The organism is Streptomyces sp. NPDC088766 (assembly GCF_044750845.1).
Taxonomy (GTDB): Bacteria; Actinomycetota; Actinomycetes; order Streptomycetales; family Streptomycetaceae; genus Streptomyces.
Genome location: NZ_JBIVKQ010000027.1, coordinates 82,564 through 108,590, shown reverse-complemented (window position 1 = coordinate 108,590; position 26,027 = coordinate 82,564). Strand labels below are relative to the sequence as shown.

24 protein-coding genes and 1 pseudogene are annotated in these 26,027 nt (G+C 74.0%); 14 read left to right on the top strand and 11 right to left on the bottom strand.

Annotation, left to right across the window (positions count from 1 at the left end):
- Positions 1 to 338: 338 nt before the first annotated feature.
- Together ACIP5W_RS30060 and ACIP5W_RS30055 are read left to right on the top strand one after the other, a co-directional pair.
- Complete coding sequence (locus ACIP5W_RS30060) at positions 339 to 1,301, top strand: fibronectin type III domain-containing protein (RefSeq protein ID WP_401480246.1); 963 nt, start codon at positions 339 to 341, stop codon at positions 1,299 to 1,301.
- A gap of 272 nt (positions 1,302 to 1,573) precedes the next feature.
- Complete coding sequence (locus tag ACIP5W_RS30055; protein WP_401480244.1) at positions 1,574 to 2,113, top strand: hypothetical protein; 540 nt, start codon at positions 1,574 to 1,576, stop codon at positions 2,111 to 2,113.
- 212 nt (positions 2,114 to 2,325) lie between these two features.
- On the opposite strand, the gene ACIP5W_RS30050 is transcribed toward ACIP5W_RS30055, so the two are convergent.
- The 4 genes from ACIP5W_RS30050 to ACIP5W_RS30035 all read right to left on the bottom strand — a co-directional run bounded on the left by ACIP5W_RS30050 (position 2,326) and on the right by ACIP5W_RS30035 (position 6,493).
- The gene (locus ACIP5W_RS30050; protein WP_401480242.1) at positions 2,326 to 2,874 is read right to left on the bottom strand and encodes a PadR family transcriptional regulator; all 549 of its coding nucleotides are present in this window, start codon (positions 2,872 to 2,874) and stop codon (positions 2,326 to 2,328) included.
- A gap of 31 nt (positions 2,875 to 2,905) precedes the next feature.
- Positions 2,906 to 4,921 carry an FAD-dependent oxidoreductase gene (locus tag ACIP5W_RS30045; RefSeq protein WP_401480240.1) on the bottom strand — a complete coding sequence of 672 codons (2,016 nt, stop codon included), beginning with the start codon at positions 4,919 to 4,921 and terminating at the stop codon, positions 2,906 to 2,908.
- Positions 4,922 to 5,060: 139 nt separating this feature from the next.
- On the bottom strand, positions 5,061 to 5,429 hold the full coding sequence (locus tag ACIP5W_RS30040) for a hypothetical protein (RefSeq protein ID WP_401480238.1): 369 nt from the start codon (positions 5,427 to 5,429) through the stop codon (positions 5,061 to 5,063).
- Positions 5,430 to 5,611: 182 nt separating this feature from the next.
- Complete coding sequence (locus tag ACIP5W_RS30035) at positions 5,612 to 6,493, bottom strand: hypothetical protein (protein WP_401480236.1); 882 nt, start codon at positions 6,491 to 6,493, stop codon at positions 5,612 to 5,614.
- Between the two features lie 243 nt (positions 6,494 to 6,736).
- On the opposite strand from ACIP5W_RS30035, the gene ACIP5W_RS30030 reads away from it, so the two are divergent.
- Together ACIP5W_RS30030 and ACIP5W_RS30025 are read left to right on the top strand one after the other, a co-directional pair.
- Positions 6,737 to 8,800 (top strand): SpoIIE family protein phosphatase, encoded by a 2,064-nt coding sequence (locus tag ACIP5W_RS30030; RefSeq protein ID WP_401480234.1) that lies wholly within the window; start codon positions 6,737 to 6,739, stop codon positions 8,798 to 8,800.
- 104 nt (positions 8,801 to 8,904) lie between these two features.
- Positions 8,905 to 9,615, top strand: a complete 711-nt coding sequence (locus tag ACIP5W_RS30025; RefSeq protein ID WP_401480232.1) for a hypothetical protein — start codon at positions 8,905 to 8,907, stop codon at positions 9,613 to 9,615.
- 9 nt (positions 9,616 to 9,624) lie between these two features.
- On the opposite strand, the gene ACIP5W_RS30020 is transcribed toward ACIP5W_RS30025, so the two are convergent.
- Positions 9,625 to 10,464, bottom strand: coding sequence for a putative protein N(5)-glutamine methyltransferase (locus tag ACIP5W_RS30020; protein WP_401480230.1), 840 nt, complete (start codon positions 10,462 to 10,464; stop codon positions 9,625 to 9,627).
- A 266-nt stretch (positions 10,465 to 10,730) separates the two neighbouring features.
- Between ACIP5W_RS30020 and ACIP5W_RS30015 the strand changes: the two genes are divergently transcribed.
- On the top strand, positions 10,731 to 11,186 hold the full coding sequence (locus tag ACIP5W_RS30015) for a MarR family winged helix-turn-helix transcriptional regulator (protein WP_401480228.1): 456 nt from the start codon (positions 10,731 to 10,733) through the stop codon (positions 11,184 to 11,186).
- Between the two features lie 25 nt (positions 11,187 to 11,211).
- Here the strand turns inward: ACIP5W_RS30015 and ACIP5W_RS30010 are convergent.
- Positions 11,212 to 11,538, bottom strand: a pseudogene (locus ACIP5W_RS30010) (GNAT family N-acetyltransferase); the annotation flags it as partial.
- Positions 11,539 to 11,700: 162 nt separating this feature from the next.
- On the opposite strand from ACIP5W_RS30010, the gene ACIP5W_RS30005 reads away from it, so the two are divergent.
- The 6 genes from ACIP5W_RS30005 to ACIP5W_RS29980 all read left to right on the top strand — a co-directional run bounded on the left by ACIP5W_RS30005 (position 11,701) and on the right by ACIP5W_RS29980 (position 17,064).
- Positions 11,701 to 12,306, top strand: coding sequence for a sulfite oxidase-like oxidoreductase (locus tag ACIP5W_RS30005; RefSeq protein WP_401480226.1), 606 nt, complete (start codon positions 11,701 to 11,703; stop codon positions 12,304 to 12,306).
- On the top strand, positions 12,299 to 13,054 hold the full coding sequence (locus tag ACIP5W_RS30000) for a ferredoxin reductase (RefSeq protein ID WP_401480224.1): 756 nt from the start codon (positions 12,299 to 12,301) through the stop codon (positions 13,052 to 13,054). The genes ACIP5W_RS30005 and ACIP5W_RS30000 overlap by 8 nt, the downstream gene beginning before the upstream one ends.
- 230 nt (positions 13,055 to 13,284) lie before the next feature.
- Positions 13,285 to 13,869 (top strand): hypothetical protein, encoded by a 585-nt coding sequence (locus ACIP5W_RS29995; RefSeq protein WP_401480222.1) that lies wholly within the window; start codon positions 13,285 to 13,287, stop codon positions 13,867 to 13,869.
- 109 nt (positions 13,870 to 13,978) lie between these two features.
- The gene (locus ACIP5W_RS29990) at positions 13,979 to 14,947 is read left to right on the top strand and encodes an acetylxylan esterase (RefSeq protein WP_401480220.1); all 969 of its coding nucleotides are present in this window, start codon (positions 13,979 to 13,981) and stop codon (positions 14,945 to 14,947) included.
- Positions 14,948 to 15,048: 101 nt separating this feature from the next.
- The gene (locus tag ACIP5W_RS29985) at positions 15,049 to 16,212 is read left to right on the top strand and encodes a serine hydrolase domain-containing protein (protein ID WP_401480218.1); all 1,164 of its coding nucleotides are present in this window, start codon (positions 15,049 to 15,051) and stop codon (positions 16,210 to 16,212) included.
- A 123-nt stretch (positions 16,213 to 16,335) separates the two neighbouring features.
- Complete coding sequence (locus ACIP5W_RS29980; protein ID WP_401480216.1) at positions 16,336 to 17,064, top strand: GntR family transcriptional regulator; 729 nt, start codon at positions 16,336 to 16,338, stop codon at positions 17,062 to 17,064.
- 21 nt (positions 17,065 to 17,085) lie between these two features.
- Here ACIP5W_RS29980 and ACIP5W_RS29975 read toward each other — a convergent pair whose 3' ends face one another.
- On the bottom strand, positions 17,086 to 17,811 hold the full coding sequence (locus ACIP5W_RS29975) for a class I SAM-dependent methyltransferase (protein WP_401480214.1): 726 nt from the start codon (positions 17,809 to 17,811) through the stop codon (positions 17,086 to 17,088).
- A gap of 5 nt (positions 17,812 to 17,816) precedes the next feature.
- A complete protein-coding gene (locus ACIP5W_RS29970) occupies positions 17,817 to 18,386 on the bottom strand; it encodes a PadR family transcriptional regulator (RefSeq protein ID WP_401480212.1) in 570 nt (189 codons plus the stop codon).
- Between the two features lie 70 nt (positions 18,387 to 18,456).
- On the opposite strand from ACIP5W_RS29970, the gene ACIP5W_RS29965 reads away from it, so the two are divergent.
- Positions 18,457 to 18,855 carry a nuclear transport factor 2 family protein gene (locus ACIP5W_RS29965; RefSeq protein WP_401480210.1) on the top strand — a complete coding sequence of 133 codons (399 nt, stop codon included), beginning with the start codon at positions 18,457 to 18,459 and terminating at the stop codon, positions 18,853 to 18,855.
- Positions 18,856 to 18,914: 59 nt separating this feature from the next.
- Here ACIP5W_RS29965 and ACIP5W_RS29960 read toward each other — a convergent pair whose 3' ends face one another.
- Positions 18,915 to 19,829, bottom strand: coding sequence for a hypothetical protein (locus ACIP5W_RS29960; protein WP_401480208.1), 915 nt, complete (start codon positions 19,827 to 19,829; stop codon positions 18,915 to 18,917).
- A 448-nt stretch (positions 19,830 to 20,277) separates the two neighbouring features.
- Here ACIP5W_RS29960 and rho point away from each other — a divergent pair, with 448 nt between their 5' ends.
- The gene (gene rho / locus ACIP5W_RS29955) at positions 20,278 to 21,420 is read left to right on the top strand and encodes a transcription termination factor Rho (protein ID WP_401480206.1); all 1,143 of its coding nucleotides are present in this window, start codon (positions 20,278 to 20,280) and stop codon (positions 21,418 to 21,420) included.
- A 212-nt stretch (positions 21,421 to 21,632) separates the two neighbouring features.
- On the top strand, positions 21,633 to 22,868 hold the full coding sequence (locus tag ACIP5W_RS29950; protein WP_401480204.1) for a D-alanyl-D-alanine carboxypeptidase family protein: 1,236 nt from the start codon (positions 21,633 to 21,635) through the stop codon (positions 22,866 to 22,868).
- Between the two features lie 46 nt (positions 22,869 to 22,914).
- Here the strand turns inward: ACIP5W_RS29950 and ACIP5W_RS29945 are convergent, their stop codons facing one another.
- Entirely contained in the window at positions 22,915 to 23,844 is a 930-nt protein-coding gene (locus tag ACIP5W_RS29945; protein WP_401480202.1) for a glutaminase, read from the bottom strand.
- A gap of 410 nt (positions 23,845 to 24,254) precedes the next feature.
- On the bottom strand, positions 24,255 to 25,694 hold the full coding sequence (gene aspA / locus ACIP5W_RS29940; protein WP_401480200.1) for an aspartate ammonia-lyase: 1,440 nt from the start codon (positions 25,692 to 25,694) through the stop codon (positions 24,255 to 24,257).
- Positions 25,695 to 26,027: the final 333 nt, after the last annotated feature.

Sequence of the window (26,027 nt, the reverse complement as noted above, 5' to 3'; positions counted from 1 at the left end):
CCGGCCCCGGGGGCCGGGGGTGTGTGGGGGGGCCGTGTCCCCCCCCTGTGGGCGCCCCCGGGGGGCGGGGGGGGGGCCGGGGGGGGGGGGGGGCCCCCCCCCCCCCGGGCCCCGCCCCCCCGGCAGCCCCGCCGGCGCGGGATCAGCGACGACAGCGGCCCGCGCCACCGGCATGAACCGCCTTGCGTACAGGCGGGGTTCAGCCGTGAGGAGGCTCAGCATACGTAACTCCCCGGGCCGCCCGCCAACCCCGTACCGCACCCCCTATTGATGTGCTCACGTCGGCGCGCCATATTGGTCCGGACCATTGCCGCCGTGCCGGGCCGGGAGGCGAAGCTGTGCGACGTGTCGTGCTGTGCGGAGGGATCCTCGCCCTGTGCTGCGGCTGCGCCGCGCCGGGCGGCGGTGACGAGGGGCGGGCGCCGGGGGCGCCGACGGGAGTGACCGCCGAGGCGGGCAGCGCGACCAGCGTGCACGTGATGTGGAACGCGCTCCCGGCGGCGAGCGGTTACGCGGTGTACCGGGGCGCCTCGAAGGTCGCGGACGTGCCCGGCTCCGGGCGCATGCTCGACGTCACCCGCCTCACGCCGTCCACCGTCTACGTCTTCACCGTCCGGGCCCGCGACGCCGGGGGCCGGCTCGGGCCGCCCAGCCGGGAGGCGCGGGCGACGACCCCGGCGGCGGTCCCGGCGGACCGCTCGGCGCCGACCCGGCCGGGCGGCACCACGGGCCGGGCGGCGGGCAGCCGGGCCGTCCAGCTGTCCTGGACGGCGGCCACGGACGACCGGGAGGTCGTGTCGTACGACGTCTTCCAGGGCGGGACGAAGATCCACAGTGTCGGTGGGAGCCAGACGGCGACCGTGGTGACGGGGCTCCGGCCGGGCACCCGGTACTCCTTCACCGTCCGGGCGCGGGACGCGGCCGGCAACCTCTCCCCCGCCGGCGCGGCCGTGCACCTGAGGACAGCGCCGGGCGGCGACGAGGGAGAGGACACCGCACCGGCGGACTTCCGGGCGACGACCCACCGTGCCGGCGGGGCGTACTACCTCGACCTGTCCTGGGTGCCGCCGCGGCTGGACGGGACGGTCACGGAGTACCAGATCCAGCTCGACGGGCAGCCGGTCACCTCGCTGGTCTGGGGCGGGACACCGCCGCGCGGCAGGGCCGCCCACAGCTTCTACGTGGGGCGCGAGGCCGGTGCCGGGCACCGGGTGCGGCTGCGGGCACGGCTGCCGGACGGCACGTGGGGGGCGTTCTCCGCGGAGCGGGCGGTGACCACCGGAAGCACGGCCGGACGGTGACCACCGGAAGCACGGCCGGACGGTGACCACCGGAAGCACGGCCGGGCGCCGGAGGCCGGGAGCACGAGCGCACGCCGACCCCGACGGTCCGGCCTCGGGAGCGCAAGCGGGCGGGGTGCCGTTCTGGGCCGTCCGGTGGAATCCGTCACCTGCCCGGCGGCGGCCGGGGTGCGTGCCGGGCCGGGCGGACATTGGCTGCCCCTGATGGCAGCACGGGCGTACCCGACCCTCGGCGGCGCAAGGTCGCCAACCGTGCCGCCGGAGGACACCCGATGCGCACTTCCCCCTTCCTCGCCCGCTGCGGACTGACCATGGCTGCCGCCGCCGCGCTGCCCCTCGCCGTGACCGCGCAGCCCGCCGCCGCGCGGACCTCGGGCATCTCCGTCAGCACGTCCGGCTCCACGGTGTCGGTGGTGACCAGCGCGTGCACCCAGATCAACGGCAGCTGGGGCACGGCGGCGCTGCTCGACAGCAGCCAGGCGAACTTCGCCCAGGGCCGCCAGGTGGCCCTGTCGGGCACCAGCATCAGCCAGTCCGCGGCCTGGTCCAACGTCACCCAGGGCACGCACACGGTCGTCGTGATGTGCTCCAGCGGCAGCACCGCAGGCACCCAGTCCGTGATCGTGTCCCCCGCCACCACGCCGACGATCTCCGCGACGGCCTCGCCGACCCGCGGCGTGCTGGGCGGCATGGGCGGCGCCACCCGCGACTACGGCACCGTCACGCTCGTGGCGGGCGGCGTCCTGGTCGGCACGGGGGTCATCGCGACGGCCTGGTTCCTGCGGCGCCGCACGAAACCGTACCGGTTCTGAACGCCTCCCCGTCGCCACGATCGGCGCGGTCCGGGTGGAAAGCGGCGGCCCGCCGCCCACCCGGCCCGCGCCGTTGCGTCCTCACGCCTCGCGCCTCACGCCGGCCCCCGCGCACAGCGCGCGAGCCCGGTGGCCGCCACCCGCCGCACGGCGCTCGAGGCCGCGGCCACCGCGGCCGCTCCGGGGCCGTGAACCCGCCTGCGGCGCCCGGTCTACGGTGTCTGCCCGGCGGGGCCGGGCAGGCCTTCCAGCGCCTCGGTCAGCCACCGGGTCCAGAAGGTCTCCAGCTCGATGCCGGCGCGCAGCACCAGGTGCTGGAGCCTGACCTGCGCGCTGTCCTCGCCGGGCGGGAAGTCCCGCTTCTCGATCTCCTCGTACTCGGCCAGCTGTCGCCGGTGCAGGTCGAGATGGCGGCGCAGGTCGGCCTCGAGGCCCGCGGTGCCGACGACGGCGGCGGCCCGCAGCCGCAGCAGCAGCGCGTCGCGGTGCGGCTTGGGGTCCTGCGCCGCGGCCGTCCACCGCTGGAGTTCGGCGCGGCCCGCGGGCAGGACCTCGTAGCTCTTGCGCTGTCCGCGGGCCGGCTGCTCGGCGGGCAGCGCGCGGATGAGGCCCTCGGCCTCCAGTCGTCCCAGCTCGCGATAGATCTGCTGGTGCGTCGCCGACCAGAAGTAGCCGATCGACTTGTCGAACCGGCGGGTCAGGTCCAGCCCCGACGACGGCTTCTCGAGCAGAGCGGTGAGGATCGCGTGCGGGAGTGACATGGGCTCATCCTAGGGACGGGCGGGGCCGTGCCTACAGGGCCGCCGCCAGCTCCGTGCCCTGCTTGACGGCACGCTTGGCGTCCAGCTCGGCGGCCACGTCGGCACCGCCGATGAGGTGCGCGCTCACCCCGGCGGCGACCAGCTCCTCGTACAGGTCGCGGCGCGGGTCCTGGCCCGTGCACAGCACGATGGTGTCGACCTCCAGGACGGTGCTGCGTCCGTCGACCGTGACATGCAGGCCGGCGTCGTCGATGCGGTCGTAGCGCACGCCGGGGACCATGCGCACGCCGCGGTGCTTGAGTTCGGTGCGGTGGATCCAGCCGGTGGTCTTGCCCAGGCCCGCGCCGACCTTGCCGGTCTTGCGCTGCAGCAGGTGGACGGTGCGCGGCGGGGTGCTCCGCTCGGGCGCGGCGAGGCCGCCGGGGGCCCGGTAGTCCATGTCGACGCCCCACTGCCGGAAGTACGTCGCCGGGTCCTCGCTCGCCTTGTCGCCGCCGTCGGTGAGGAACTCGGCGACGTCGAAGCCGATGCCGCCCGCGCCGAGGATCGCGACGCGGTCGCCGACGGGGGCGCCGTCGCGCAGGACGTCGAGGTAGCCGACCACGCTCGGGTGGTCGACGCCGGGGATGTCGGGGGTGCGCGGGCTGACGCCGGTGGCGACCACGACCTCGTCGTAGCCCGCCAGGTCGCCGGCGTCCACGAAGGTGTCGAGGCGTACGTCGACGCCGTGGGCGTCGAGCTGGTGGCGGAAGTAGCGCAGCGTTTCGTCGAACTCCTGCTTGCCGGGGACCTTGCGGGCCACGTTGAGCTGCCCGCCGATCTCGGCAGCCGCCTCGAACAGCGTGACGGCGTGGCCGCGTTCGGCCGCCGAGACCGCGCAGGCGAGGCCGGCGGGTCCGGCGCCGACGACCGCCACGTTCTTGCGGCGCCGGGTCGGGCCGAGCACCAGCTCGGTCTCGTGGCAGGCGCGCGGGTTGACCAGGCAGGAGGTGATCCGGCCGCTGAAGGTGTGGTCGAGGCAGGCCTGGTTGCAGCCGATGCAGGTGTTGATGGCCTCCGGTGTGCCCGCCGCGGCCTTGCTGACGAAGTCGGGGTCGGCGAGCATCGGGCGGGCCATCGACACCATGTCCGCGCAGCCGTCGGCGAGCAACTGCTCGGCGAGTTCGGGGGTGTTGATGCGGTTGGTGGTGACGAGCGGGATCGAGACCTCGCCCATGAGCCTCTTGGTCACCCAGGTGTAGGCGCCGCGGGGCACGGAGGTGGCGATGGTGGGGATGCGGGCCTCGTGCCAGCCGATGCCGGTGTTGATGAGGGTGGCCCCGGCCGCCTCGACGGCCTTGGCGAGGGTGACGACCTCGTCCAGCGTGGAGCCGCCGGGGACCAGGTCGAGCATCGAGAGCCGGTAGACGACGATGAAGTCCTCGCCGACCGCCTCGCGCACGCGTCGCACGATCTCGAGGGGGAAGCGTGTCCGGTTCTCGTAGGAGCCGCCCCAGCGGTCGGTGCGGTGGTTGGTCTGGAGGGCGATGAACTCGTTGACGAGGTAGCCCTCGGAGCCCATGATCTCGACGCCGTCGTAGCCGGCCTGCCGGGCGAGGCGGGCGGTGCGGGCGTAGTCGTCGATGGTCCGCTCGACCTCGGCGTCCGTCAGCTCGCGGGGCACGTGCGGGCTGATCGGCGCCTGCACCGCGCTCGGCGCGACCAGGTCCTCGTGGTAGGCGTAGCGGCCGAAGTGCAGGATCTGCAGGGCGATGCGACCGCCCTCGCGGTGCACGGCCTCGGTGATCGTGCGGTGCTGCTCGGCCTCCGCGTCGGTGGTGAGCTTGGCGCCGCCCTCGTAGGGGCGCCCCTCGTCGTTGGGGGCGATGCCGCCGGTGACGATCAGGCCCACCCCGCCGCGCGCGCGGGCGGCGTAGAACTCCGCCATGCGCGCGAAGCCGTGCTCGGCCTCTTCCAGGCCCACGTGCATCGAGCCCATGAGGACCCGGTTGGGCAGGGTGGTGAAGCCCAGGTCGAGCGGGCTCAGCAGGTGCGGGTATCGGCTCATCGGGGCCCTCCGTGCGCGGTGTCGTGCCCCTGTAGTTGTAGAGGACCGCACACGGGTTGTGCAACTAGTTGCACAATGGCCTCGGAGTCGCCTTTCTCACGTCACCCGCTTCCGGCGCCGTCGTCACCGGTCTCGCGCGTCACCGGCTCTCGAGCAGCAGGTGCAGCTCCGTCTCCTGGTCGCCGGAGGCGGAGGACAGGTCCCTGACCCGGAACATGGAGTCCAGCGTCGTACGGAACCGCTCGATCGCCCAGTAGCCGCCCTGGGCGTCGGCCGTGACCGACGACGACAGCCGGGCCGGGCGGGCGCAGTCGTGCACGTCGCTGACCTCGAAGGTGCCGAGCCACACCATCGGACGGGTCTCGTGGAGCTGTTCGGGCACGTCGTCGGCACAGCGGTCGGACTCGAAGCAGGCGCACAGCGTGTCGAACACGATCCGGGCGTCCTCCTTGCTGCAGTCGCTGATCTCGAGGGTGACGGACTCCGGATGGGTTCGCTCGCGGTCCATCGTGATCGCTCCTCTCGTGGCGGTGGCGCGATGTCGCGGGTTCCCCGCGAACCGCGCCACATCCCAAGAAAAGCACCACTTCCCGGGGCGGGCACCACCTGGACGGCCCGCCCCGGGGGTCCGACGACGCCCCGTGCCGGGGAGCCGGAGGACGCCCCGCGCCCGGGGCGGACGTCAGGACGTCACCGCGTGAAGCGGTACGTCTTGCTGTCGGTCAGCACGCAGAAGCCGGGCGAGACGACGATCACCCGCAGGGTGCCGGTGCGCCGGTCGTAGTCGATCCCCTCGGTCTCGAAGGAGCCCGTGCAGGAGCTGCGCAACGGCAGCTGGCGCAGGGCGGTGACATGGCCGTTCACGTCACCGGAGCCGCCCGGTTCGGCCGACAGGTCGATCTGGAGCAGCGGCTTGGTCATGCCGAAGAGGGTGCCCGCCGGGTCGTCGGAGGAGCACAGCAGCGTGGTCGGGCCGGTGAAGTCGCAGCCCTGGACGTCGCGCACCGCGTGGTCGAGGTGGACCGTGGAGGCCTGCGGAAGGTTCGCCGAGGGCGAGGTGCTCGGGTTGACGCCGGGGGTCGGCAGGACGATCAGCCGGGTCATGGTGCCCCACTCCCCTGTGAGCATCCACTGGCCGCCCGGCGTGACGGCCACCCAGGAGTTGTTCAGGGCCTCGCCGGGACCGAGCGCGTGCACGTACTCCGACCAGGCGCCGCCCGGCGCCTGCACGCGGTACATCTTCGAGGTGCCGGAGTCCCGCTGGTAGGGCTCGATGTAGTGGCCGTCGTAGGAGGCGTCGGGGTCGCCGACGTGGTTCCAGCCGCGGGTGCTCACCCCGAACGGGATGGTCCCGATGCCGGTGTAGCGGTTGGCGCTGTTCGCGGGGACCTCGACCGAGGCCAGGCCCTGGCTCTCGGTCAGCGGGTCGGCACGGTCGGAGCCGACCTCGGTCCAGGTGTCGGCGGCCGCGGCGGGCGGGGCGGCCCCGAGGGCCGCGGCGGTGGCAGTGGCCAGGGCGATCAGGGCGGTGCGCAGGGTGTGACGGCGTCCGCGGGCGGGGCGCAGGGGCATGGGTCTCCTCTGACGGGGGGGTGGGGTGCGCGCTCGGCGGACAGTGTGGCCAACTTTGATGGTCATGTACAGACCAATCGAGTGGACCGGTGCGGACCATGAGGAGAACGGCGCGCGCCGCCGTACTGGAGGAGCACGGGAACGGTGCCCCAGGCGTGGGAGAAAACGGTTCAGCGCGGTAGAACCGGGGGAGTCGGCACGGGGGACGACGTGCCACGTCGACGTACGGAGGCGGTGCGTGGCATGAGTGCAGCCGGATCGACCGGGGCCGAGGCCGGTGGCCCGACAGGGCCCAGCGGCCTGCTGGACGTGCTCAACGTGGCCTCGGTCGTGCTGGACGCCGAGGGCCGCATCGTGCTGTGGAGCCCGCAGGCCGAGGAGCTGTTCGGCTACCCGGCCGCGGAGGCGCTGGGACGCTACGCGGCCCACGTGATGGTCCACGAGGAGCACGTCGAACTGGTCGTGAAGCTGTTCACCGACGTCATGGCGACCGGCCGCAGCTGGGAGGGCGCCTTCCCCGTCCGGTGCAAGGACGGCAGCACGCGCCTCGTGGAGTTCCGCAACATGCGGCTCGTCGACGTCCACGGTGACGTCTACGCCCTCGGTCTGGCCGCCGACCATTCCACGGTGCGCCGCCTGGAGCGGGACGTGGCCCTGTCGACGCGCATGGTCGCCCAGTCCCCCATCGGCCTCGCCGTGCTCGACACCCGGCTGCGGTACGTGTCGGTCAATCCGGCGCTGGAGCGCATCGACGGCGTCCCCGCCGGGGAACACCTCGGCCGGACCGTCCGCGACGTGCTCCCGCTGCTGGACGCCGAGGTCCTGGAGTCGGCGGCCCGCGAGGTGCTGCGGACGGGGGTGCCGGTCGTCGACCGGCCGACGGTCGGGCGTACCCCCGCGGACCCGGACCAGGACCACGCCCTGTCCGTGTCGCTGTACCGGCTGGAGGACGCCCGCGGCACCGTGCTGGGCGTCGCCCTCTCGGTCGTCGACGTCACCGACCGGTACCGCGCCGGCATCGAGACCGAGGCCGCGCGCCGCCGCCTCGCCCTGATCGCCGACGCCTCGGCCCGCATCGGCACCACCCTGGACCTGGAACGCACCGCCGACGAGCTGGCCGACGTGGCCGTGCCGGAGCTGGCCGACGTCGCCGCCGTGGACCTGCTCGACGCGGTCGTGGCGGGCCGGCGCACCAGCCTGGGGCCTTCGGAGCCCGCCGTGATCCGGGCCCTGGCCGTCCGCGCCGCCGACGCGCCGGACGCCCTGAGCGCGGCCGATCCGCCCGGCCGGATCGCCCGTTACGCACCCGAGCGGCTGGTCACCGAGTGTGTGCGCACCGGCCGGCCGGTCATGGTGGCGCGGGTCGAGGACGAGGACCTGGTGCGCATCGCCCGCTCCCCGGAGGCCGCCGGGCTCCTGGCACGGGCGGGCGTCCACTCCTATCTCGCCGTGCCGCTCATCGCGCGCGGCGAGGTGCTGGGCGCCCTCGACCTGAAACGGACCCGCAATCCGCTGCCGTTCGGCCGCGACGACGTGCTGCTCGCCCGGGAGCTGGCCGCCCGCGCGGCCGTGCAGATCGACAACGCCCGCTGGTACCAGAACGCCCGTGGCACCGCGCTCACCCTCCAGCGCAGCCTGCTGCCGAGCCACCCGCCGGTGACCGGTGGCCTGGAGGTGGCCTCGCGCTACCAGCCGGCCGGCGCGACCACCGAGGTGGGCGGCGACTGGTTCGACGTCATCCCCCTGGCGGACGGCAAGACCGCCCTGGTCGTCGGCGACGTCATGGGCAGCGGTGTCGACGCCGCCGCCACCATGGGCCGGCTGCGCACCGCCACGGCCACGCTCGCCGCGCTCGATCTCGATCCGGCGGTGCTCCTCGAGCACCTCGACCGGACCACCTCGGGCCTGGACCACTTCATAGCGACCTGCCTGTACGTCGTCCACGACCCGCGCCTCAGGCGGTGCCGGATCGCCAACGCCGGGCACCTGCCGCCCGCCCGCGTACGGGACGGACACCCGCCGGAGCTGCTCGACCTGCCCACCGGGGCGCCGCTCGGGGTGGGCGGGGTGGCCTTCTCCTCGACCGACGTCGACCTCGGCCCCGGCGACCGGCTCGTGCTGTACACCGACGGGCTGGTGGAGACGCGCACGCACTCCCTCGACGAGCGCCTGGAACTGCTGCTGACGCTCCTCGACGACCCGGCCCGCCCGCTGGAGGAGCTGTGCGACCTGCTGCTGCGGGAGCTGCACCACCCCGACAACCACGACGACGTGGCCCTGCTCGTGGCGCGCGCACGGGCGCTGTGACACCGTACGCCCCGATTCACAGCTGTTTATTACCCCTTCCTTACCGCGCGTCTCCGACAATCACAGGGAGGCGTGGTCCGTCGGGCGGAGGAGAGTGAACCGTGATGGGCGATCCGGAAGAGGCCGAGCTCCTCTCGGGGCCCGGCGAGGAACGGGAGCGCACCTCGCCGCGGGCCCGTCGGCGGCTGTCCGGCCGCGGCCGGACGGTGGCCGCGGCGACGGCCGTCGCGGTGCTGGCCCTGGGCGGCACCGTCGCGTACGCGGCGACGTCCGGCGGCACGTCGGACGGCGCGCCGGGCGGGTCCCCGTCGGCGTCCTGGCCGCCCGACGGGTTCCGGCACGGGCACGGCGGACCGTGGTCCGGCCTCGGCGGGGAGGCGGTGCACGGCGAGGCGACCGTCAAGGACGGCGACTCCGGCGAGTGGGTCGTCCGCGTGTGGCAGCGCGGCACCGTCGAGAGGACGGACGGCGACCGGATCACCGTCAGGAGCGAGGGCGGCACCTCCTGGACGTGGACGGTGGACGGCGACACCCACGTCCGCGCCGACGGCGGCTCCGGGACGGGCACCTTGAAGAAGGGCGACACGGTGTACGTCACCGGCTCCCGTACCGGTGACGGGGACGACGCGGAGCGGACGGCCGACCGGGTCCTGTCGGGCACGTCCGGCGACATGAATCACCAAGAACACCAGAACAAGCAGAACCACCATGACAACCAGGACCACCGGGAGCGGCACTCCGGCTCGCCGGGGCACGGGCCGTGGGACCGCGACGGCCGCTCCCCCGAACCGGAGGGCAGCGGCGCCGCGACCTGACCCCGCCCCCTACTCCCTGGTCCCGATCACCACGTGGGCGTACAGCTCCTCGTCGACGGCCGGACGTGCCGTGAGACCGCCCCGCCGGAACGCCTCGACGGCGTCCGCCGCCTGGCGCTCGCTCGTCTCGACGAGGACGCAGCCCCCGGGCGCGAGCCAGTCGGCCGCCTCGCCGGCGACCCGGCGCAGCACGTCGAGTCCGTCGGCACCGCCGTCGAGGGCGGTGAGGGGCTCGTGGTCACGGGCCTCCGCCGGCAGCAGGGGGACGTCCCCGGTGGGGACGTACGGCACGTTCGCCGCCAGGATGTCGACACGGCCGCGCAGTCCGGCGGGGAGCGCGTCGAACAGGTCACCTGTGTGGACGTGCCCGCCGAGGGCGGCGACGTTGCGGCGGGCGCACCGCACGGCGGCCGGGTCGATGTCGGCGGCGTGCAGCTCGACCCCGCCGAGCGCCGAGGCGAGGGCGGCACCGACCGCGCCCGAGCCGCAGCACAGGTCCACGACGACGGACGCGTGCGGGGCCCTGGCCAGGGCCTGGCCGACGAGGAACTCGGTGCGGCGGCGGGGCACGAAGACGCCCGGTTCGACGACGACACGCCGGCCGAGGAACTCGGCCCAGCCGACGACGAGTTCGAGGGGCAGACCGGCCACGCGGCGCTCCACCATGGCGGTGAGTTCGCGGGGTGTGCGGGCGGTGGCGAGGATCAGCTCCGCCTCGTCCTCGGCGAAGACGCAGCCGGCGGCGCGCAGCGCCACGACGACGGCGTCACGGGACGGGTACGGCGCGGGAGCGGGGGACGAAGGAGCGGGAGAGGGCGACGAGGGAGCCGGAGAGGGCAGAGGGGGCATGGAAGCCGAGAGCCTTTCGGAAACCGAAGGGCGCTCTCGCGGTCGCCCGGCGGCGGTCCGCGCCGTTCCGGGGGGAGAGCACCCGACCTGACACTGCGGTGATGGGTCCCACCTCCTCGGTCGCTCATGGCCGGGGTCGTCCGCGGCCGACGGCCACCTTATCCGAACTGCCGCACGGGGGAACCCCGATCGTCCCGCGCCTGCGCATCCCCGCGTCAAGTTGTACGGTACAACGAGGTGGCCGAGGGAGCCGTGAGGGAGACCGGGTGGACGCAGACGAGGCGGTGGAGACCATCCAGCGCGAGATGACGGTCTTCGCCCGGCGGGCCCGCGCCTCGGCCGGCCGGCTGCATCCCGAGCTGTCCCTGGTGTCGTACACGCTGCTCGGTCATCTGGAGGACAGCGGCGGCCGCCGGGCCACCGACCTGGCCGCGCACTACGCCCTGGACAAGTCCACCGTCAGCCGCCAGGTCTCCGCGCTGGAACGGGCCGGGCTGATCGAACGGCGCAGGGACCCCGCGGACCACCGCGTGCACGTCCTGCACCTCACCGACGCGGGCCGCGCCATCCTCGCCCAGGTCACCGAGAGCCGCCGCGCGGCCTTCCGCGAACGGCTCGCCGGGTGGCCGGAGGGCGATCTGGAGCGGTTCGCGGAGTACCTGGTGCGGTACAACGCGTGGGGCCGGTCCGGGGACGGCAGCGGGGCGCCGGACGAAGGCTGACCCCGCACCGCCCGCCCCGGCTCGGCTACGCCACCGCCACCACATCCCGTCCAGGGGCCCGGGCCGGCAGGAACGCCGTCCTGCGGCGCAGGCGGAAGCGGAGGGACTCGTGGAGGCGGACGGCGCCGGTGCGCAGGAACGGGGGCTCGCCGCGTTCGCGGATGCCGTGGGCGACGGCCGGGATCAGCCGGGCGCCGAGGCGCCGCCCCCGGACGGCGGGGTCGGTACGGACGGCGCCGGCCCCGGTCCGGCCCGGCGGGTGCAGGCGCTCGCCCGCCGTGGCGTCGAGGGCGCCCTCACGGCGGATGCCGAGACAGGTGCCGGGTTCGACGGTGCGGCGCTCGAAGGGGCCGGCCCGGAACGACTCGGGCAAGGAGGATCGCGGTACGGCCGTTCCCCGGGCGCCGCAGTGTTCACACACCCTTGACGACCGACGGCCGGACGGGGCCGGAGCACGGCTGACTTGCCCTTACGGTTGAATGCGTAAGCAACCGCCGTCTCACGCTGGAACCCCATGAACGTCACCCGAGGCTTCACCGGACGCCCACGCGTCGACAACCCGGGCCTGCCCCCGGGCCAGTACGACGCGCGCGACGAGTGGCCCGTACTGTCCGCCGAGGTCACGCCCGACATCGCGCCCGCCGACTGGAGCCTGCGCATCGACGGGCTGGTGGACGCGCCCCGCACCTGGGACTGGGAGCAGGCACACGCGCTGCCCGCCTCCGCCTACGAGGGCGACATCCACTGCGTCACCGGCTGGTCGAAGTTCGGGGTGCGGTTCGGGGGCGTGTCGCTGGACGCCTTCCTGGACGCGGTCCGGCCGCGGGCGTCCGCGACCCACGCCGTCGTGTACTCGCACACCGGGTACACCGCCAGCCTGCCCCTCGCCGATCTCACCGGCGGCCGGGCGTGGATCGCCTTCGAGTACGGCGGGCAGCCGCTCTCCCCCGAGCACGGCGGTCCGGCGCGGCTGCTGGTGCCGCACCTGTACTTCTGGAAGAGCGCCAAGTGGATCGCCGGACTGCGGCTCCTCGACCGCGACGAGCCGGGTTTCTGGGAGCGGAACGGCTATCACGCGCGGGGCAACCCCTGGGAGGAGCAGAGGTACTCCGGTGACTGAGACCTTCACCCCGCCGACCCGGTTCGCGGTGCCCGGCCGCATCGCCGTCAGCGAGCGGGCCGCGTCGGTGTGGCAGACGGCCACCATCACGGAGATCCGCCGCGAGACGCCGTACGCGGCCACCTTCCGCCTCGCGGTGCCCGACTGGGAGGGGCACCTGCCGGGGCAGCACCTGATGGTGCGGCTCCGGGCCCGGGACGGCTATCTCGCCCAGCGGCACTACTCGATCGCCTCGGCGCCCGACGACGCCGGACACATCGAGCTGACCCTGGACCACGTCGACGGCGGCGAGGTGTCCGGCTGGTTCCACACGGTGGCGGAGCCCGGCGACGCGATCGAGGTCCGGGGTCCGCTGAGCGGCTTCTTCGCCTGGCCCGGCGACCGGCCCGCGCTGCTGGTCGGCGCCGGCTCCGGGGTCGTGCCGCTGATGTCGATGGTGCGCCACCACCGGGCCCGGCGTCTGGCGGTGCCGCTGCGGCTGCTGGTGTCCGCGCGCGGACCCGAGGACCTGATCTACGCGCGCGAGTACGGCGCGGAGACGACGCCCGTGTTCACGCGGAGCGCGCCGGCGGGCACGCCCGTGGGGCGGCTCACGGCCGCCCATCTGGCGCCGCTGTTCGCAAAGCGGCCGGAGGGCGGCTGGGAGGCGTACGTGTGCGGGTCCAACGGGTTCGCCGAGCACGCTGCACGGCTGCTGGTGGCGGCGGGGCAGCCGGTGGAGCGGATCCGCATCGAGCGGTTCGGCTGACGATCCCCGGCGGCCGGCTCCCCGAGGCGGGGACGGGCGGCATCGGCCCCCGCCCCTGCCGGCCCCGGGCCGGCGTCTCCGGCCCGCTCAGGCACCTCCGCCTCAGGCACCTCCGGTTCCGGCATCGCCGGCTTCGACGTCTCCTGCCCGCCGCGAAGGTGAAACGATTCCTCTCGTAGGGGTGTCCACTCCTTGTGGGCACTCGTCCGCGTGACGGCGAGGAGGTCGACATGCGAAGCGGGCTGCGCGGCCGGCGCCGGCGGCACAATCCCCTGCGGCGCCGGTCGGACGTCGTGGAGGCGTGGACGGTGCTGGTGGTCGTGGTACTCGTCCTGATCGGCGCGCCCCTCGCCGGGGCGCTCGCCGGCCGGTGGGCCCATGAGGACGCGCGGGCCGTGGCGGCCGCGCAGCGGGCCGAGCGGCACCGGGTGCGGGCCGAGGTCGTGGGCCGGCCGCCGGACACGCTGCCGACGGCGGAGGGCGCCCGGGAGCACCGCCTGCGGATCGCCGTGCGCTGGACGGAGCCCGGCACCGGCCCGCGGACGACCACCGCGCTCGTGCCCGCCGGGACCCACCGGGGAGACCGGGTCGACGTGTGGTTCGACGCCCGGGGCCGGAGCGTCCCGCCGCCGCCCGACGGCACGGCGGTGTGGCAGCACACGCTGACGCTGGGGGTCGCCACGGCGGGCGGCTCGGCCGCCGCGGTGCTTCTCGGACACGTGCTCGTGCGCCGGGTGGCGCTGCGGCACCGGCTGGCGGAGTGGGACCGGGAGTGGGCGCGCACGGGGCCCGAGTGGAGCCGGCGCAGCACCTGAGGGCGGCGGCCGGGACGGCATCCGGCCTGGTCCCGGGTCTAGTAAGCGCTACCACCGCCCACGTACCGTGTGATCATCCGTACGGCCACTCATCACAAGGCGGTTGCTCATGGCCCTGTTCGACCTGTCCCTGGAGGAACTCCACGAGTACCGCAGCGAATCCGCCGAGCCGGAGGATTTCGACGCCTTCTGGTCCAAGACCCTCCAGGAGGCCCGCGAGCACGACCTGGACGCCCGCTTCGAGCCGGTCGACACGGGGCTGGCGACGGTGCGGGTGTTCGACGTGACGTTCGCCGGCTACGGCGGCCATCCGATCAAGGGCTGGCTGACCCTGCCCGCGGCGACGGCGGAACCGGTGCCGCTGGTCGTGGAGTTCGTCGGTTACGGCGGGGGCCGCGGCCTGCCCCACGAGCACCTGCTGTGGGCGTCGACGGGGCGCGCGCACTTCATCATGGACACGCGCGGCCAGGGCAGCGCCTGGGGCGGCGGTGGCGGTACCGCCGATCCGGTGGGTGCCGGGCCCGCGTTCCCCGGTTTCATGACCCGGGGCATCGACGCGCCCGACGACTACTACTACCGCCGGGTGTTCACCGACGCGGTGCGTGCCGTCGAGGCGGCCCGTTCGCACCCGCTGACGGACGCGACACGGACCGTGGCGCTCGGCGCGAGCCAGGGCGGCGGCATCACGATCGCCGTGGGCGGTCTGGTGCCGGACCTGGTGGCGGTCGCGCCGGACGTGCCGTTCCTGTGCGACTTCCCGCGCGCGGCGACGCTGACGGACCGTCACCCGTACCGGGAGATCGGCCTGTTCCTCAAGACGCACCGCGGCCGCACCCAGGACGCGCTGCGCACCCTGTCCTACTTCGACGGTGTGCACTTCGCGTCCCGGGGCTCGGCGCCGGCCCTGTTCTCGGTGGCCCTGGAGGACCAGACGTGCCCGCCGTCGACGGTGTTCGCGGCCTTCAACGCGTGGGCGCACGACGACCGGACCATCGAGGTGTACGACTTCAACGACCACGAGGGCGGGGGCCCGTACCACGAGGCCGCCAAGATGCGCTGGCTGCGGTCGTACGCGTGAGGTCCTGACCACCGCCTTCCCTCCCGTCCGACCAGTCGGTATGTTCGGGGTTCCGGACCGCGGAGCCGCGGTCCGGGGTCCCGGCGGCTCAGGGAGGGCCCATGACCGAACACGTGCCCGAGGTGCACGGCCACTGCGACGAGCGTTTCACGGCGGTGCGCACCGCGTTCGAGGAGAACTTCCGGGAGCGGGGTGAACTGGGTGCCGCCGTGACCGTCACGGTCGGCGGCGAGACCGTGGCCGACCTGTGGGGCGGCTGGGCCGACCGGGCACGCACGCGCGCGTGGGGGCGGGACACGCTGGTCAACGTGTGGTCGACGTCGAAGGGACCGACCGCACTGTGCGCGCACATCCTGGCCGACCGGGGGCTGATCGACCTCGACGCCCCGGTCGCCGCATACTGGCCGGAGTTCGCCGCGGCGGGCAAGGAGGGCGTCCTCGTCCGGCACCTGCTGTCGCACCGCGCCGGTCTGCCGGGGCTGCGCGAGCCGCACACGCTGGAGCAGCTCTACGACTGGGAACTGACCACCGCCCGCCTCGCGGCGACGGAGCCCTGGTGGGAACCGGGCACCCGGTCCGGCTATCACGCGCTCACCTACGGCTTCCTGGTCGGCGAGGTCGTGCGGCGCGTCACGGGGCTGCTGCCGGGCGCCTTCCTGGCGCGTGAGGTGACGGGGCCGCTGGGGATCGACTTCACCATCGGGCTGCCGGAGAGGGAGGCCGGGCGGGCGGCGGAGCTGGTGCATCCGCCCGCCGCGTCGAGCAGCGAGCAGGCCGCCCTCTTCAGCCGGTTGGCACCCGCGGCCGTCGCCGCGCTGGCCAATCCCCCGGCGGGCGCCGAGGAGGCGAACACACCCGCCTGGCGGGCCGCGGAGATCCCGGCCGCGAACGGCCACGGCACCGCGCGGGCGGTCGCCGCCCTGTACGGCGTGCTGGCGGGCGGCCCTTCCGGCGGTCGGCGCGTACTGTCCCCAGAGGCGGCCGAACGGGTGCGCGAGGGCCAGGGCAGCTGCCGGGACCTGGTGCTGGGCGCCGGCCTCGGCCAGGACACGGAGATCGGGCTCGGCCTGTGGCTGAGCGGCCCGAAGGGCTCCTACGGACCCAACCCGCGGGCTTTCGGACACGACGGCTTCGGCGGCTCGTGCGGTCTCGCCGATCCGGAGGCCGATCTGTCGCTGGGCTACGTGATGAACCGCATGGGGCCTCATGTCGTGGATGATCCGCGCAAGACGGCGCTGGTGGAGGCCGTGTACAGCGCGCTGTGAGGGGGCGGCGGGCGGTCCGGTTTCGGCCGTTCGGGCCGCCCGCCCTTCCCTGGTGGTTTAGACCAATGCTAGATCTGGTGGTGCACAAGCCCGCACGGCACGTCATCACAGGAGGCGCGCGGCATGGCCCGCACCATCCCCCACGATCAGCCCCTCTACCGGCGGATAGCGAAGGAGTTGCTCGGCGAGCTGCGCGACGGCACCATCCCGCCCGGTGAACGCCTGCCCGCCGAAAGGCAGTTGGCGGAGCACTTCGGGGTCAGCCGGGTGACCGTCCGGCAGGCCCTGGAGGTGCTGCGCCGCGACGGACAGGTCGCCACCGACCGGCGCGGCAGCCACGCCGCCCTGCCGGGAGCTCCGGTCGCCGACCCGGCCTGGCTCGCCTTTCCCGTCGGTTCCCGGTCCGCGGACGACTCCTGCGCGGTGGACCGCACGGCGCTGAGCTGGGAGCCGCCCCCGCCCCGGCACGCCACCGCGCTGGACCTCACCCCGCACCGGCCGACGCTGGTCCACCGCTACGAGTCGACGGGCGCGGACGGCCGCGCCCTGCGCACGGCCGTGACCTCCTTCTCGGCGGTGGCGCTCGCGGAGGTCGAGGAACTCGCCCGCTACCGCGACCGCACCGACACCACCGGCTCCCCACAGCTGCGGCGCGTCTACGACTGGATGCGGCGGGCCGGGCTGACCCTGCACCACCGGGACGCCATCACCCGTCCGGACGACGCCGCGTCGATGCGGGTGACCCGGCACGTGCACGACCAGTACGCACGGCCGCTGGAGATCACCGACCTGGTGGTGAGGACCCGCCAGGAGGCACTGGTGTACACGTTCACCCTGCCGGCGGCCCGTTGACCCGGACCGTGTTCGCCCGCCTCAACGTGTCCGGCGCGCCTCGATCATCCGGGCCCGTGGGATCCCGTCGCCCCGCGTCCCGAACCCGGGCAGGGGGCGCAGGTCCACGCGGAACCCGGCGCGCTCCAGCTCCCGGCGGACCTCGCCCAGCCGGAAGGCCCGGTAGTACATGACGAACGGGGGGCGCCACACGGCGTTGCGGACCCGCATCACCGCGTCGAAGCCGAGGAGCGTCCAGAACGCGGGGGAGGACGGCCGGGGCGGCGCGAGCACCGGGAACGCGAACCGGCCGCCCGGCCGCAGCGCACCGTGCACCTGGGCGAACAGGCCGGGCAGTTCCCCGGGCAGGAAGTGCCCGAACGCGCCGAAGCTGACGACGAGGTCGAAGGCGTCCGTGAACGGCAGGGCGCGCGCGTCCGCCCGCACCCAGGACACCCGCGGCTGCGGCGGCCGGGCACGCCCGCGGGCGACGTCGAGCATCCCGGCGCTGAAATCGACCCCGGTGACGCTGCCGCGGCAGAGCGTGGCCAGCGCGTCGACGCCGGCGCCGGTGCCGCAGCACAGGTCGAGGCCGTCGTCGTAGGGGCCGGTGCGGCGCAGGGCCGACGTGACCGCGTCGAGGACGGGGGCGGGGGTGCGGAACGGCGTGTGGTCGAACTTCGGCGCGAGGAGGTCGTAGCCGTGCTCGACGGACGACAGCGCCTGGACGGCGAGTTCGCGCAGCGTGGGGCCTTCGGGGCTGAACATCGGCGTCAGCCTACGGCGGTACGGCGCCGGAGGTGCACCAGGACCCGCTCGCACCAGCGCAGGTTCTCCTCCTCGAAGGCGATGCCGGCCATCAGCGTCAGGTAGGGGCCGATCCGGTCGGCCTCGCGCAGGAAGTCCTCCTCGGTGCGCCCGGCGAGGAGCCGTTCGCGCACCCGCAGGTAGCGGTCGAGCTTGGCGCGCGCCCAGTTCATCCGTTCCTCGATCTGCGCGCGGGTCGTCCCGGGGTCGACGCCGACGCCGTCCATCGCCTGGATCTTGATGAGGAGTTCGTCCCGGACGGCGGTGGGCCGGCGCGGCGGTGCGACGGCGAAGGCGCGCAGGTCCTCGCGGCCGGCCTCGGTGAGGGTGAACATCCGCTTGTCCGGCCGGCGTTCCTGCCGCACGACGCGTGCCGCGATCAGGCCGTCCTGCGCGAGGCGCTCCAGCTCGCGGTAGAGCTGCTGCGGGGTCGCGGGCCAGAAGTTCGCGAGGGAGACGTCGAAGACCTTGGACAGTTCGTAGCCCGAGGCCTCGCCCTCCAGGAGGGCCGCCAGGACGGCGTACTTGAGCGACATGTGGACACGGTAACAGCAGGTGATTATTCTCATCCACACTTAGACAACTATTTGATTATGAGGTGATCGGATGCGCGCGTTCCGAGAGGCGGTAGAGGCCGGCGACCTCGACGCGGTGGAGGCCCTGCTCGCCGAGGACGTGGTGTTCACCAGCCCGGTCGTGTTCAAGCCCTACCCCGGCAAGGCGATCACCGCGGCGATCCTGCGCGCGGTGGCGCAGGTCTTCGAGGACTTCCGGTACGAGGGGGAACTCGCCGGGGCGGACGGCCGCGACCACGCGCTGGTGTTCACCGCGCGCGTCGGTGAGCGGGAGCTGAGCGGCTGCGACTTCATCCACGTGGACGAGGACGGGCTCATCGACCGGCTGACGGTGATGGTGCGGCCCCTGTCCGGCGCGCAGGCGCTGGCCGAGGCGATGGGGGCACGGTTCGAGCAGATCGCGAAGGAGGCCGGGGCGCGCACCCGCTGAACACACCGGTGGCCGGCACTCGGGGCGAACCCCGTGCGCCGGCCACCACGCGTCGCGCGTCAGTCCTTGAGCTGGTCCAGCGTGGTCTTCGAGTCCGCCTTCAGCCAGTCGGTGACCTGCTCGAGCGACGGCGGGTCCTTGTCCTCGTCGTAGGAGGACAGGTAGGTGCTGTAGCTCATCGTGTACGTCGTCCAGCCGTCCCGGACGGCGAGCGTGGCGTAGAGCGAGCCGCTGGTGGAGCCGCTGGTGGTGTCCTCGCTGACCAGGTAGGCCTCCTCCCCGATGTCCTCGACGGTCTCCACGTCGTAACCGGGGTACCTCTCCTGGTAGTTCTTCCACATGGCCGTGAACTCCGGCCCCGGGTCCGACTTCTTGTGCAGGTCCACCTGGGTGGAGAGGTAGGCGTCGGCGTAGCCCGACCCGGTCTTCTTCAGGTTGATGCTGCAGTAACTCTCGTCGAGAGCCGTCTCTTTGAGGGAGTTGTGCGTCGGCGAGCCGTCGTTGTCCGGGTACTCCGTCTCGAAGGAGGAGTAGTCCGTGCTGGAGCAGAGGTTCGCCGGCGCCGTGTAGCCGCGCAGGTCCGCGCCGGCGCCCTTCCCCCCGATCAGGAAGACCCCCGCCGCCCAGGCCGCCGAGGCGACGACCGCGCCCACGACCGCCCACAGCACCGCCCGCCCCGTTCCGCCACCGCCGGACGGCGGCGGAACGGCCGGATACGGGCCCTGCGGGCCGTACGGATGGCCGACCACCGGCTGCCCCGGCCCCCCGGGCGCGCCGGGCGGGCTCGGCTGACCGACCAGGGTCGGAGTGGCGTAGAAGTCCTGCCGGCCCGGTACGGGCGCGGCCGGCGGCGGGAAACTCCCCGCCGCTCCTGGACCCGGCGACTGCGGATTCGGATACGGATACGCGCTCGGAGGAGCCGGCGCCCCGGACGGCTGCTCGGGCTCCTGCGGAGGCGTGGGCGGCGTGGACATGACGCGAAGATAGTGCAGCGTCGGAGGTCAAGTCCCCTGTCGTCCCGGATCGTTATGGTCTGGGGACATCTGGTACCGATCGATGACATCGCGGTACGGACCAAGGGGGAACCCCTCGGGAACAACGGAGGCCGGCCCCGTGTCGAGGCGGGTGGAGGCGCGGTTCCCCTCGCCACGACGGCAGGCGACTGCTAGGATCCCCTACAGCACCTGTGTACGCCCCCTTCTTCCCGGGGCGCCGGTGTGGTTCCTCTCCGAGTCAGCTGTTGCGCCCGCCGGTCCCGGCCGGTGCGCCGGCTCTTCCGCAGAACCCTGTGAGCGGCGGTTCCGCCGCGTCCGAGGTCCTGCCTCCCCCCGCCGGAGGCGCGCGTACACCGCCCTCCCCTCGCGGATCCACCCCCTTTCTTCGCATGCCTCATGTCTTCCGTCCCCGAAAGGACAGAGCACCATGACCACCACACTCGAACATCCGCCTGTCCGGCAGCAGCCCCCCGCCCAGCTCGTCAGCGGTGTCCTCGACATCGACGGCAACGGGAAGGGGCAACTGCGCGCCCGGACCTGCCTGCCCGCCCCCGACGACGTCCAGGTCCCGCCCGCGCTGATCCGCCGGCTCGGCCTGCGCAAGGGCGACTTCGTCGAAGGGACGCGCGACGGCCGGCGCACGCTGACCGAGGTGGCGCGCGTCGGCGGACGCGCGCCCGACGCCCTGCGCGGCCGCCGTCACTTCCGTGACCTGACGCCCCTGTACCCGCACGAGCGGCTCCGCCTCGAACACCCGGCGGCCGGGCTCGCCGGACGGGTCGTCGACCTGCTCGCGCCCGTCGGCAAGGGCCAGCGCGGGCTGATCGTGGCACCGCCCAAGACCGGCAAGACCGTCCTGATCCAGCAGCTCGCCGCCGCCGTGGCCGGGAACCATCCGGAGGCCCGGCTGATGGTGCTGCTGCTCGACGAGCGCCCGGAGGAGGTCACCGACATGCGGCGCTCGGTGCGCGGCGAGGTCTACGCCTCCACGTTCGACCGCACGCCCGGGCAGCACATCGCCCTCGCCGACCTGGTCGTGGAGCGGGCCAAGCGGCTCGTCGAGGCGGGCGAGGACGTCGTGATCCTGCTGGACTCCCTGACCCGGCTGTGCCGGGCCCACAACAACGCGGCCGCCCCCGGTGGCCGCACCCTCAGCGGCGGCGTCGACGCCACCGCGCTCATCGGCCCCAAGCGGTTCTTCGGGGCCGCGCGGACCGCCGAGGAGGGCGGCTCGCTCACCATCGTCGCCAGCGCACTGGTGGAAACCGGCTCCCGCGCCGACGACTTCTTCTTCGAGGAGCTCAAGAGCACCGGCAACATGGAGCTGCGCCTCGACCGCGAACCGGCCTCGCGCCGCGTCTTCCCGGCCGTCGACATCACCGCCTCCGGCACCCGCCACGAGGAACTCCTTTTCTCCCCGGCCGAGTTGGCCGCCACCCGCGGCCTGCGCCGCGCCCTGCGGGGCCGGGACGGCCAGGCGAACCTGGACACCCTCCTGGAGCGGATGCGCGCCACCCCGGACAACGCGACGTTCGTCCGCCGCGTCCAGCCGGCCCTCCCGGCCGCCTGATCGCCCCGCTCCGTGGGATCCCGGCGGGAGGTGCCGCGGCGGAGGGGCCGGTACGACGACCGACGACAGCGACCGCGACGACGCGGTACGGCGCGCGGAGCGAGCCACCCGGGGGAACCGGGGTGCCGTCGCGTGCGGCATCCGAGTGCACGCGCTGCGCCGTGCGGCACGGGCAGCGCGGGGAAACCCCACATCATTCTTACGTTGCTCGTATGACAATCGGATTCTCTTCTCGGGCGGCTGCCTCGGCCTGCGCACTCTGCGTGACGGGTGTCCTGGTCCTCGGGCCCGCGGCGTCCGCCGCTCCCGCCGGCGCGGACCCCGGCCCGGCGGGCGGAGCGCGCGTGACGCCACCGCGGCCCGCCCTGCTGTACCGCTCCGGTACGCAGGTCAGGCCACGCCCGGGAGCACCCGGCGTCCCGGACGTCTCCGCACTGTCGTGGCTGGTGGCCGACGCCGACACCGGCGACGTGCTCGCCGCGTCGAACGCGCACCGCAGGCTGCCTCCCGCGAGCACGTTGAAGACCCTGTTCGCCCTCACGGTGCTGCCGGTCCTGCCCGGCGGCATCCGGCACCGGGTCACCGAGGCCGAGCTGGCCGGGATCGGAGCCGGCAGCAGCCTGGTGGGAGTCGCCGAAGGGCAGTCGTACCAGGTCTCCGACCTGTGGCGGGGAGTGTTCCTCAACTCCGGCAACGACGCCGTGCACGTACTGGCCGCGCTCAACGGAGGCTGGCGCACCACGGCCGCCCTGATGCAGGCCAAGGCCCGCTCGCTCGGCGCCCTGGACACGCACGTGCTGTCCCCGGACGGGTACGACGCCCCCGGTCAGGTGTCCTCCGCGTACGACCTCGCGGTGTTCGGACGGGCGGGTCTGCGCAACCCGGACTTCGCCCGGTACTGCGCCACCGTCGAGGCCCGGTTCCCGGCACGCGACGGGGGGACGTACGGCATCGTCAACACCAACCGTCTGCTCAGCGGAACGGACGGGGTCGAGCCGTACCCCGGGCTGATCGGCATCAAGAACGGCTACACCAGCAACGCGGGCAACACCCTCGTGGCCGCGGCCCGGCGGGGCGACCGAACCCTCGTCGTGACCGTGCTCAACCCCCGCTCCGGCGGTGGCCTCGCCGTCTACGAGGAGGCGCGCGAACTGCTCGACTGGGGGTTCGGGGCCGCCGGTCGGGTCGACCCGGTGGGCTCGCTGGACGCCCTGCGGGCGCGGCCGGGACCGGGACCGCAGGCGACACCCGTGGCCGCGACGGCTCCCACCACGGCCCCCGCGGTCGCCGCGGCCGACGACGGGCCCGGCTGGTCGAAGGCGGCGGTCATCGCGGGGGCCGCCGCGCTGGGCGGGGCCGCCGTCGCCCTGGTGCTGCGGTTCGAGGTCCGCCGCCGCGCGGGGCGTCGACCGGCCGGCGGGGGCGGCCGGGACGGCCAGGGCTGGTGAGCGCGGCCGCCCGGAACACCCGGAACACCCGGAACGTTCGGAACGCTCAGAACACGGACAGGCCCGTCAGCGTCGTGAAACGGTCCAGGGCGGCCACGCCCGCCACCGAGTTCCCGCGTTCGTCCAGGCCCGGACTCCACACGCACAGCGTGCAGCGGCCGGGCACGACCGCGATGATGCCGCCGCCGACACCGCTCTTGCCGGGCAGACCCACCCGGTAGGCGAAGTCACCGGCCGCGTCGTAGGTGCCACAGGTCAGCATGACGGCGTTGACCTGCTTGGCCTGGCTCCGGCTGAGCAGGCGGCCGCCGTCGGCGCGGACGCCGTGCCGGGCGAGGAAGCCGGTGGCCAGCGCGAGGTCGGCGCAGGAGGCCGTGAGGGAACACTGGCGGAAGTACTGGTCGAGGAGAACCGGCACCGGGTTGTCGATGTTGCCGTAGGACGCCATGAAATGGGCGAGGGCGGCGTTGCGGTCGCCGTGCGCGGACTCGGAGGCGGCCACCTCCAGGTCGAAGTCGAGCACCTCGCTGCCGCTCTCGGCCCGCAGGAAGTCCCGCAGTTCGCCCGCCGCGTCCCCGGTACGGGTCTGGAGGCGGTCGGTGACGACGAGCGCGCCCGCGTTGATGAACGGGTTGCGGGGGATGCCGTTCTCGTACTCCAGCTGGACCAGCGAGTTGAAGGGGTTGCCGGAGGGTTCGCGGCCGACGTGCTCCCAGAGTTCGTCCCCCTCGCGGGCCAGGTCGAGGGCGAGGGTGAAGACCTTGGTGATCGACTGGGTCGAGAACGGCTCACGCCACTCCCCCACCCCGTACACCGTGCCGTCCAGCTCCGCCACGGCCATCCCGAAGCTGCGGGCGTCGCGGGCGGCGAGCGCCGGGATGTAGTCGGCGGGCCGCCCGCGGCCGGGCGTGCGGGCCATCTCCTCGGCGATGCGGTCGAGGACCGGCTGGAACTGCGAGCACATGATCGTCATCATGCCGCACGCCGCTCCCCGGATGCCCCACAGGGCGCCGGGCCACCCCCGCCGTGCCGTCCCATCAGGCATGTCCTGCCGCGGACTCCGCGTGCTGGCCGGGCCGTCGCAAACCCGCACGTCAGGGTGAGGGCCCACGGTCGTGGCTCCATGCCGTGACGGACCCTGGGCGTGACCTTGGAGACGACCTTCCCGGGCCGCGGGCGTTGCATCAGGGCGGCGGCGACGTCCCGGGCCACGTACGGCCGGCGGGCCGGCCCGAACAACCAGCCCTCCCGGCTCAGCAGCGGCGCGCAGACGGGCCGCAGCAGGCCGCGCCGCGTCGGGCGGGCTTCATCCCTGGGTGTGACGGCAGCCCGCGTGTCGGCCGGGTGCGGAGCGCCCGGCCCCGGCCGCACGCGGGACGCCGTTCCTCAGAGCGCCTGCGGCGTGCCGCTGCCGCTGCCGCTGCCGCTGCCGCTGCCGGCGAGTATCTCCGGGCGCAGCAGGGCGGCGAGCCGCTCGGCGGGGAGCAGGCCCTTTTCCAGGACGAGTTCGGCGACGCCGCGGCCGGTGGCGAGGGCCTCCTTGGCGATGTCCGTGGCCGCCGTGTACCCGATGTGCGGGTTGAGGGCGGTGACCAGGCCGATGGAGTTCTCGACGCTCGCGCGCAGCACCTCGGTGTTGGCGGTGATGCCGGACACGCAGCGCTCGGCGAGGGTCAGGCAGGCCGCGCGCAGGTGGGTGATCGACTCCGACAGGGAGTGCAGGATGATCGGCTCGAAGGCGTTGAGCTGGAGTTGTCCGGCTTCGGCCGCCATGGTGATGGTGACGTCGTTGCCGATCACCTCGAAGGCGACCTGGTTGACGACCTCGGGGATCACCGGGTTGACCTTGCCGGGCATGATGGACGAACCGGCCTGCACGGGCGGCAGGTTGATCTCGCCGAGGCCGGCGCGCGGCCCGGAGGACAGCAGGCGCAGATCGTTGCAGCTCTTGGAGAGCTTGACCGCGATCCGCTTGAGCACGCCGGACATCTGGACGAACGCGCCGCAGTCCTGGGTCGCCTCGACGAGGTTGGCGGCGGTCACGAGCGGCAGGCCGGTGATCCGGGCGAGGTGGCGGCGGGCCGACTCGGCGTAGCCGGCCGGCGCGTTGAGTCCGGTGCCGATGGCGGTGGCACCGAGGTTGATCTCATGGATCAGCTCGACGGCCTCGGCGAGGCGGCTGCGGTCCTCGTCGAGCATGACGGCGAACGTGGAGAACTCCTGTCCGAGGGTCATCGGGACGGCGTCCTGGAGCTGGGTGCGGCCCATCTTCAGGACGTCGCGGAACTCGACGGCCTTGCGGGCGAAGGCGTCCTGGAGGACGGCCATGGCCTTGAGCAGCCCGCGCACCGCGAAGACGGTCGCGACCTTGACGGCGGTCGGGTAGACGTCGTTGGTCGACTGCCCGAGGTTGACGTCCTCGTTGGGGTGCAGGTGCCGGTACTCGCCCTTCTCGTGGCCCAGCAGCTCCAGGGCCCGGTTGGCGACGACCTCGTTGGCGTTCATGTTGGTCGAGGTGCCCGCGCCGCCCTGCACGACGTCCACCACGAACTGGTCGTGCAGCTTGCCGGCGCGGATCTCGCGGCAGGCGGCGACGATCGCGGCGGCCTTCTGCGGCGCCAGCAGTCCCAGTTCCTCGTTGGCGAGGGCGGCGGCCTCCTTGACGGCGGCGAGGGCGTCGATCAGGTGCGGGTGGGCGGAGATCGCGGTGCCGGTGATCGGGAAGTTCTCGGTGGCGCGCAGGGTGTGGATGCCCCAGTACACGTCGGCGGGGACGTCCCGGTCTCCGAGCAGATCGTGTTCGCGGCGGCTGACGACGACAGTCATGAGGGTGCGGCCTCTTTCGGGGGCGAGGAAGGGTGGGTGACCGGGGACTGCGGCCTCGGGCCGCGGAAGCGGCGGACGTCAGGCCGTCGGACCGGCCCGTGCGGCTTTCGAGGACGAAACCCGTTCAGGGCCGGAGCGGGGCGACGGGCTCCGGGGTCAGGACGGAGGGCGACCGCAGGCGTCGGGGCGGGAAGGAAAGGGACGGGAAGGGACCGCCGGCGCCCGCCCCCGGGGGGGGCGGGGCCCGCGGCGCCCCCCCGGGGGGGCGGGGCGACCCGGGCGCGGGCGCCGACCCGGCGGGCCCAGCCCCCGGGGCGGCCGCCCCCGCGGGGC